We start from the raw sequence: 9,636 nt of genomic DNA on the forward strand, positions 1-9,636 counted from the left end.
CTCCCATCCGGGCCGTTCTGTGAAGCGCGGGCGCCTCGCCCTCGCCATGCTGGGCATCGGGCTCAGCGCGGCCGCGGTCTTCGTTCTCCTCCGCCAGGTCAGCCCGAAAGAGCTCGCCCGCAATATCGGCCGGGCCGACCCGGCATGGTTTCTCGCCGCTTGCGGCCTTACGATCCTGGGCTACTGGCTGCGCGCGCAGCGTTGGGGAAGGATTCTCTCCCCCGAGGCCCGCGTCACGCAGGGGAAGCTCTTCGCGGCAACCATGGTGGGCTTTCTCGCGATCAACACGCTTCCGGCACGACTGGGCGAGCTTGTCCGCGCGTACGCCCTGGCGCGGACCGAGCGGATCAAGGCGGGCACCGTCCTAGGCTCGGTTGTCATCGAACGGATATTCGACCTGGCCGCGCTGGGAGGGTTCTGGGCGATGTCTCTTCTGTTTGCGCCCTATCCGGCCTGGTTTCGATGGAGCGGGTATCTGACGCTGGGCTTGAGCGTCGGCATCACGGCCGCGCTCTGGCTGCTCCACGCCGGCCACTACGCGACGAACCCGCTTGGGTCGCGGCTCCGAGCTCTCGTTCCGGCCAGGCTCTTTGCGCCGCTGGAGCGCCCGATCGCCTCATTCACCGCCGGCCTCCGAGTCTTGGGAAGGCCTTCGACGATGGCGGGGGCCGGCCTGACCACGGCCGCGATGTGGCTCGTGAACGGGGCGGTTTTCCTCCTAGTCGGGAAAAGCATGGGGCTCGCCCTCCCGCTCTGGTCCCCGCTGCTCCTCTCCTTCGTTGTGTGCGTCGCGATCATGGTGCCCTCCTCGCCCGGATTCATAGGCGTGCTGGAAGGCTCCTGCGTCGTTGGGCTATCGCTTCTGGGGGTCGATGCCTCCCGGGCCCTGGCGTACGGGATCCTTTACCATCTGACACAAATTCTGCCGGTTGTGTTGCTTGGAGGGGCCTACGCGGTCCGTGGTCGGACCGGGTCGGGGCAAGGTCGCCCCGCCCGGGGACACCCCGAAGAGGGCTTGGAGCGAAAAAATTGACGACAGTGACAGGCTAAAATATGGCAGGTCAAAGGGTGTAAAGCTTTTTTAGTTGACTCTGACGACCCCTGCTGTTATACTGTTTTAAGCAATAAATCCGCGCTCAGAGCACACTTAGCGTTGGCGGGTCCGAGAGTGGAGGGGCGATGCAGACTTCCGACCGAGGGCTACTTTCGCCTTTCGGAAGTTCACGTTCCAGCCTGATAGCGTTAAGTACACTGATCGCGGCGATTGGTTTCACGCCCTGGATGTGGGGTACCTGGGCCCCGTGGGGGCAGTTCGCATTTCGCACTCTCGGTCTCACGGCGCTTTTTGCCGTTTCGTTTGCACTTTCGAAGAGCTCGTTCGCACGCAGCGTGTGGGAGGCCAGGGTCACGCGTGCCATGCTTGCTTTCGTGATGGTCTCCGCGCTCTCGGCTGCGCTCTCGATTCACAGGGGCAAGAGTCTCGAAGCCATGCTCAACTTGCTTGCCGTCACAGGGCTCTTCCTTACGACCTCGACCCTTGTTCGGGGGGCCGGCCTCTTGCGCGGCGTCGCTCTCTTCGAAGTGTTCGCCGCGCTTCCGGTCGCCGCGCTCGGGCTCATACAGCACTTCCGTCCCGAGCTCCTTCCGGCCGGGAATTCATATCCCGGGCGCGCGCTCGGTCCCTTCGGGCAGCCGAATCGGATGGGCGGATATCTCATCGCGGCGATTCCGGTCGCGCTCGCTCTCGCAATCGCGGCGCAGGACCGCGTGCTCAAGGTGGGAATCATGGTCGCGGCGTTCGGGCTGATGTTCAGCCTCGTGGCGACTTACTCGCGGGGCGCCTGGCTCGGCCTCGCCGCCGGTCTTTTGGTGTTGGCGGCGGCGCTTGTGCGATGGCCCGAGCTCCTGCCGCGCCCCGCGGTCCTTGCTGCGTCGGTGGCGTGTGTGTCCCTGCCTGTCCTGTTTCTCCTTCCTTCCGTGATCTCCCGAATTGAGGCCAGGCCTTCGGCCACGCCTGCGTGGAATCTTCCGATCGATCCGGAGCGGGAGGGGAGCGGCGCGATGCGCCGCGCGATCTGGGCCGGGGCGCTCCGGGCGACCGCGCAGCGCCCGGTCCTCGGGTCGGGCATTGGCGCCTTCCGTGAGGCGTTCGATCGCTCCAAAGGCACGACGATGAAGCAGCTCGAGGCGGTAGGGGGGCGCACCGCCGATCAAGCCCACAACCACTACCTTGGACTTCTGGCTGAGCGTGGCGTTCTGGGTCTCGCCGCGTTCGCCATTCTGACCGCGCTCTCGCTGGGCGCGGCGGCCGCGGCCTTGGCTTCCGGGACGCCGACGATGGGACGCGTTCTGGTCGCCGGCCTGGCCGGTTCGGTGGTGGCTCTCTTGGCGCATGGGCTCGCGGATGACAACCTGTCGCTGGTGCCGCACGGGACCGTTTTGTTCGCGAACCTCGGCCTTCTTGCCGCGGCTCCGGCTTCGGCCAAGCGGGAAGCCCGGGGAACCATGTGGATGGGGCGGGCGGGGATGCTCGCGGCGTTTCTTGCGATGTCCCTATCGATCGTGAGCTTCGTTGCCGCCGGGCGCGCGCTCGCGGCCGCCGCGCGCGCCGAAGCCGGCCGCGCCGACCTGGCCGCGGCCGATTTTCGCGCGGCATCCAATCTGGCGCCCTGGCGCGACGACTTCGCGGTCGGCCACGCGGAGCAAGCCGAGGCCTGGGCCCGTCAGGGAGCGGGCTCCCTGAAGCTGATGGAAGCCGAAGCCGCGTACCGGCGGGCGATCGAGGTCAACGGCTCCGATCCGGTGACCCGCCAGGAGCTCGCACGCCTCTACCTCGCGCATCCGGACCTATGGGGGGATGGGGTGAATCGCGCGCTCAAAGAGCTTCGCGCGGCCGTGGCCCAAAACCCGTTCTACGCCGAGATCCAGAACGATCTGGGCGTTGCGCTTCTGCGCGCGGGGGACCGGGGCGCGGCACGAGAAGCTTTTGGGCGCGCGGCCCTGGGCAAAAGGGAATTTGTGGATCCGCTTCTCAACCTGGCCGCCCTGGCCCTCCAGTCGGGCGACCGGGTCGAGGCGCGGGCGTGGCTCAACCGTGCGCTCGATCGCGATCCGCGCTCGCCCCGCGCGAGAGCCCTGCTAGCGGAGCTGGGGAACTAGGGAACCGAGACTGAGAAATTTTAGAGGATGCCAAAACTTGGAGACCACCATACCAAGCATCGCGATCGAGAGGAGGTGAGCACCCGGTCGTCAGTGTTTTCGATGGGTTGAAGCTCGAATCAAGTGGGTCCACTTCTCCGTTATGAGTTTCGTTTGAGGGAGGACAAGCAATGCGCAACCGAGCTTTTCTAAATGTCGTTCTCCTCGGGCTTTTGACCTTCGCACTGGCGCCCGGCCTCGCCGGCGCCGCGAGCCAGGGCCAGGACCTGACGGGGATGCTCGCCTCGAGTGCCGCAGAACGCGCTGCCGCGGTGAGCGGTCCGGTCATCAGTGTTTCTCCAACAGCGCATAACTTCGGGCGCGTGAACGTCGGCGGGACCTCCGCGACGTTCGACTTCACGATTAGGAACACCGGCGATGCCACGCTCACGATCTCCGCGCTGAATCACAGCAACGGGACCGCTGGCTTCAACGCGTCCGCCGGCACCTTGCCCAGGTCGATCACGCCGGGGGCCTCGGCGATCATGACGACCTCCTATACGCCGAACGGCTCCGGTCCCAAGTCGGACAACGTCACGATCGTGAGCAACGCGAGCAACGGGAACTTCCTGGTTCTTCTCCAGGGCACCGCGAACAACGCCCCGGTGTACAACCCGCCGCTCGCCTCCGACTACACGGCGCCCGCGTTCGTCGAGTTCTCTCTGACGGCCAGCGCGAACGATCAGGAATCCGACCCGCTGAGCTGGACGATCGCGAGCACCCCGGCGTTGCCGGTCGGGGCCACGTTCGACGGCTCCACGGGTACCCTGAAATGGACGCCGAATTCGTCCGACGCTGGCGACTACGCAGTGACGATCACGGTCACCGACGGCGCTGCCAGCACACCCGGCTCCTTCACGCTTCATGTCACCGCCAACAATCGTCCACCGACGGCGAATCCGGGCGGCCCGTACAGCGGCGTTACCGGGGTTGCGGTGTCGATGGACGGCTCTCAGTCGAGCGATCCTGACGCGGGCCAAACCCTGACCTTCTCGTGGAACTTCGGCGACGGCGCGTCGGGCTCGGGGCCCACCCCCAGCCACGCCTACGCTTCGCCGGGGAACTACATCGTGGGCCTCACGGTGACCGACAACGGCTCGCCCCAACTGAGCAACACGGCGACCACCGGCGCCTCGATCGTGAACTTCATTCGGGCCGACATCGTCCGTGCCACGGGGGCAAACGACACCATCTCCACCTCCGGCAACGGCCAGAATCTATTCGGCATCGAGACCTTCGACCGTCCGATCACGGACATCGATGTGGCCACGATCCGAATGAGCACGACCTATCCCAACGCGGGAACGGTGTCGGAGATCGTCAACTCCGACAGGAGGACGCCGAGGATTGGGGACATCAACGGGAATGTCTTCGCTGATTTGGACGTGCACTTTAGATCCTCGGCGATCAGACAGCTGCTTCTGCATGTCCCGAGTGGCACCAGGCTCGATCTGGTGGTCTCGGCCCTGACGCGCGGCGACCGCATACCGGTGCGCGGAACGATCAGTATGGTCAAGATCGGTTCCTCCCAGGTTATTTCGGCCGCGGCCCCGAATCCGTTCAAGCGGGACGGGACGGCCATCTCCTATAGGGTTGGAGACAGCGGCCCGGTTTCGGTCCGTATTTTCTCGGTGAACGGCGCGCTCGTTCGGTCGCTCCGTGAGGAATACGTGACTCCGGGAGCTTATGAGGTCCGTTGGAACGGCAAGGATGACGGCGGCCGCACGGTGCCGTCGGGCATCTACTTCGTGAGCGTCAAGCAGGGCCTGGAGGCATCGACGACCCGGGTGGTGCTCGCCCGGTAGCGCGCCTTCAGCGTCAACAACACCGATGGAGCGGGGATCCGTTGTGTCCCCGCTCCATCATTGTTTTCTAATTGGTCCTGGGACGCGCGGGGGCAGATACCCCGAAGTCCTTGCATGGAACGACGATTCGGTGTATAATGATAACTTGGATCGGATTGGTTCCGGTCCAGGGATGGATTATCCAGGTCCTCTCCGATACTTCACCCGTGGCTTCGCATCGAGGGCGTTTGAACCCAGGCAAGGATTCGCGCTGCGCTCCCAACCGCCCCAGCCAGCCCGGGGCGAAGCCTCCCCTTCGGTCCCAGTGAGATCCCCTCGGAGGCTTTCTTATGGATGCTAGCCGGCGCTCCGGATTCTTGCTTGGCCTTTTGCTTCTCGCCTTCGCGACGTTCCTGGCCGCCGGTGTCGCATCCGCCGTCCCTTCCTGGGGCCCGGATCAGGACATATCGGACGGAGACGTGAACGACACGTTCACGTCGAGCAACGGCCAGCGCTTCATTGCCGTCGACGACAGCAACAACCTCTATGTCGCCTTCTTCGACAACCGGTTCAGGGTGCCGAACGGCGACAACAACTTCGAGATCTTCTTCCGCCGCTTCATCTACAACTTTGGCTCACCCTTCATCACGCGGGTCACCAACGCCGGCAACATGTCCAAGTTCCCCGCGATCGCGATCAGGAACTGGGGGGCGGGGGACTTCGATACGCAGCAGGACAGCGGACGCGTGTACATCGTGTGGCAGGACGCCCGGCTCTTCTCGGTGCCCCTCTCCGGGGAACCGAAGTCGTATACGATCTTCATGAGGACCTTCCGTTCGATGGGGGGCACCGGGCTCGGTCCCGAGCTCCAAGTCTCGCCCTACGACTCGATCAACGCCGCGACGTTGCCGGTGTGCACGGTGGGTGATTCAAACAGGGTTTGGATCGTATGGCAGAAGCCGAACGACGGCACGGGGAGCACTGCGCTCTACTCGCGCGTATACCACTCGAATACCGCCGTTCTCGATCCGGTCGTGCAGCTGACGTCGGGCGTCACTTTCTCGGGCAACGCCTCGATCGCGGCGTCCCGCGACGGGGTCGTCCATTTGGCCTGGGTCGACACGCGGTCCGGCTTGCAGCAGATCTGGACCAAGCGCTTCGTGCCCGGTAGCGGCTGGACGGCGGATCAGCAGGTTGTCTTCAGCTCGACCTCGTCCTCGGCGCCTTCCATCACGGCCGACTGGCACAATCACATGCATCTGGTATGGGTCGACACGCGGGACGGGAATAACGAGATTTACTACAAGGAGTATGTACCGGGGGTCGGCTGGGCTGCCGTGGATACGCGCGTCACGGCGAACGCCTCGTCCCAGATTCAGCCTTTCGTGGACGCGGATCCCATTGCCAACGTGTACACGGTTTGGACGGATCTCAGAAACGGCTCGAGCAACCCCGACATCTTCTACGACACCCGTCAAGGAGGCACGTGGGTGGGCAACACACCACTCGTCTACGCCGCGACCGACACCAGCAATTCCGTGCAGCGCTTCCCGGGCATCGCCCATGATGATTTCGGGACCGCCTACGTGGCATGGAGCGACGAACGGCTGCCGGCATCCCTGGGCAAGAACAAGGATGTCTTTTATAAGGTAGGGCTCAACGTCATCACGGCGGTCTCAGCGGCCGAAACCCCGGGATTGAGCCGCCTTCTGCGCAATTATCCCAATCCCTTCAATCCCTCGACCAAGGTGCAGTTTGTGCTCGATCGAAACGCGCAGGTGTCGCTACGGGTTTTCGATGTGCAGGGACGGGCGGTCAGGTCCCTCGTTAACAGCTATCTTACTGCGGGAACACGACTTGTGAGCTGGGACGGGCGGGACGACAACGGCCGACAGCTCTCATCGGGCACCTATTTCCTCCGGCTGGAGGGAGGGGGTACCTATCTAACGAGGACGGTTAGCTTGGTCAAATAGCGACCGGGCGGGTGCTCGCTCCCGCGCTCGTACGGCCGTCCGGCTGTTAACCGTTGACGACGATAACAAATAGTGTTATAATCGTTTCTGCCTCGAAGCGAAACCCTTTCGGCGAGGCAAGTCCCAATCGCAACTGGGCGTTACGCCCCACATCGTGAAAAGGCAATGGCGAAGGCTCCCCGATTCGCACGTCGAAGTCGGATTCTGCTTCGAGGCACGCACCTGAGAGTTGCCTAGGCTCAGACGGCTGCCTCGTTTTGTTTTCACGCGTCACGCATCGCTGAGTTTGTTCAGAGGGATACTGAACCCGTAACCTCTCGCACCTTTCGGGTCGACATCGAAGAAAGAGGTCCCCTAAGTGATCCTCCGCCTCCGGTCACGAATTCGTCGTCCCTTCACGTTCCTCATTTCGCTCGCGGTCGGCCTTCTCTCTCTGGTTGCGTCGGCGTTCGGATACACGGTGAGGAAGGATCAGTCCGAATTTTTCTTCCAAAGCACGCCGCTCACCTACACGCCGGGACGCAGCACACCCGCCGTGGCCGAGACCACGATCCGCCACCAAGTTTATTTCAGCGATTTGGAGGCAGGCACGTCTGGATGGTCCACGATGAACTGGCGCGCCGGAATGCCGGTCGCTTGGAACATCGTCTCCGGCACGCACGCGTGCACCGGGAACTCCTGGTGGTGCGGCCAGGTCGGGCTTCCGCACGGCGATGGATACGGGAATAACTGGATCCAGAGTCTGACCACCAACGTTCCGATCAACATTGCGGGCGGGACCGGCGCCCAGCTCACCTTCAAGATGCGCTTCCAGAGTGAGTGGAGTTTCGACTGGGGCTGGATCCTGATCAAGGGAGGCAATGCCGGCGCCCGCTGGGATACCCTCGCGACCTACTCAGGAAACTTCGGGAATTCCTGCTCGAATCAAACCGTGGCCATCCCCGATAGCTTCAAGGCGGTGACCCAGCCGATCACGCTCCAGTTTCTCTTCGGCTCCGACTTGCGGGTATCCGCGGAGGATTCGACGGATCTTTGGACCGGCTGGACCTTGGACGACGTCGCGGTGAAGACCGGCACCACGACCCATTTCTTCGACGATATGGAGAGCGGTCCGTCCAAGTGGATCGCGGTCTCTCCCAATCCCGGCGCGCTCTGGCACGTGGAGAACAGTCCTACAACCTCGCAGCCGGCAACTTGCTTCTTCCTCAACACGAACGTCTGGGTCCCGTTCCAAGGCTCCGGGTTCGGGATCGTTCCAGATTTTGCAGATCAGATGGTGATGACGCCGTCGATGGATCTTCAGGGTGTCTTCAGCCCTGCGACCCCCACCACCTCCTTGAGATTCCAATTCGACGAGTGGATCAATCTTCCCCCACTCAATTCGGTCTACTGGTCCCTCTGGATCCAGGGCTCGAACGACAAGACGACCTGGACCCCTTGGCGAAACGCATTTGGCGATTTCGAGTTCTCGGGCGGCAATCCCCAGTGCATCGAGGGCCTTACGAAAGACTTCAATCCCTACGACAGCACGCGGACCGGATTCGGGCCCAGTACCCGCTACATCCGGCTCGGAATCCGTCTGCGCGATGAGAAAGCCATCGACGGCTGCGACTGCGGCGGGCCCCTGAGGCTGGGCTTCGGGACCGAGGGCCTTTACTTCGACAACCTGGGCGTCTACTACGTCTACACCATCAGCGGTGTGGAAACGGTAAGCGGGGTGCCGGCCGCGCCCAGGCCGAGGATCCAAAGATCCTTCCCCAACCCTTTCAATCCCTTCACGACCATAGAGTTTTCAGTGCCGAGATCCGGTCCCGTGCGGGTCGGCATTTTCGATGTTCACGGGAGGCGCGTAGCCACGCTCGTCAACCAGGCGATGAGCGCCGGGGTCTACCGGGTCCGCTGGACCGGGAAGGACGCGAGCGGTGGCGACGTCTCTTCGGGCGTCTACTACGCGCTAATCCAGAGCAGAGGCGGCAGCGGTTCGGGGCGCCTCGCTTTGATCAAGTAGCTTGGAACAGTGGAGCGACCATCACGCGAAGTCCGCAAGTGGAAGGGGGTGGTAACCCGAAGGGGTAATTAGCAAACGAAGTTGTAAGCGGTTTCGTTGCAGTGCCCGGTAAGGGCGAAGTCTCGTGTCTGCAACACCCGTGATCCGGATGGGCCGGGCGCGGAAGGAAGGGGGCCTCGAGGTCAGGAGGCGGACCTTCGCAACTTCGAAGTACCTGATTCATCGGAGGTTGTACACCATGCTAAAGCGGCTTCTCACGACAGCTTTCTTTGTCGTGGCCGTGTTCGGGTTGACGTCCGGAGCGAGCGCGCAGTACATGCGTCTCAAGACCGACAACCCAGCCGACAGCACTCGGATGAGGACGTCAGGGACAACCCTCCTGACGATCATCTTCGACAGCAGCCACGATAAGAATCTGTCGCCTCAGACCTGTAACTCTCACACCGTATCGTGCGGGGCCGTGGCCGATGGCAGGCCGCTCGACGTTGGCTCCTACTCGATCCTCCTGGCGCGAACCGGGGGGACGGGTACGGTGACATGGGGGACGTTTACGCCCGCGGATGCGGCGTACACGCCGTTTGGGGGTCAAAAGACCACCGATCACGACTGCAGTCTTGATTTTCAGCGCACATTCGGGACGTTCACGCCCGCGGGTTTGTTCACGATCGGCACG

Annotated in this window: 5 protein-coding genes; all 5 read left to right on the forward strand. The window is 63.2% G+C overall.

The features are described 5' to 3' along the window. Window positions 1-19 precede the first annotated feature (19 nt). The 5 genes from E6K76_03420 (at window position 20) to E6K76_03440 (ending at window position 8,963) form a co-directional block, all read left to right on the forward strand. Window positions 20-1,033 carry a flippase-like domain-containing protein gene (locus E6K76_03420; GenBank protein ID TMQ59978.1) on the forward strand — a complete coding sequence of 338 codons (1,014 nt, stop codon included), beginning with the start codon at window positions 20-22 and terminating at the stop codon, window positions 1,031-1,033. Window positions 1,034-1,179: 146 nt separating this feature from the next. Continuing rightward, the gene (locus E6K76_03425; GenBank protein ID TMQ59979.1) at window positions 1,180-3,159 is read left to right on the forward strand and encodes a tetratricopeptide repeat protein; all 1,980 of its coding nucleotides are present in this window, start codon (window positions 1,180-1,182) and stop codon (window positions 3,157-3,159) included. A 170-nt stretch (window positions 3,160-3,329) separates the two neighbouring features. Then, entirely contained in the window at window positions 3,330-5,003 is a 1,674-nt protein-coding gene (locus E6K76_03430; GenBank protein TMQ59980.1) for a choice-of-anchor D domain-containing protein, read from the forward strand. 329 nt (window positions 5,004-5,332) lie between these two features. After that, a complete protein-coding gene (locus tag E6K76_03435; protein ID TMQ59981.1) occupies window positions 5,333-6,955 on the forward strand; it encodes a T9SS type A sorting domain-containing protein in 1,623 nt (540 codons plus the stop codon). 358 nt (window positions 6,956-7,313) lie between these two features. Next, complete coding sequence (locus tag E6K76_03440; GenBank protein TMQ59982.1) at window positions 7,314-8,963, forward strand: hypothetical protein; 1,650 nt, start codon at window positions 7,314-7,316, stop codon at window positions 8,961-8,963. Window positions 8,964-9,636: the final 673 nt, after the last annotated feature.

Source organism: Candidatus Eisenbacteria bacterium (assembly GCA_005893275.1).
In the GTDB taxonomy this organism is placed as follows: Bacteria; Eisenbacteria; RBG-16-71-46; order SZUA-252; family SZUA-252; genus WS-7.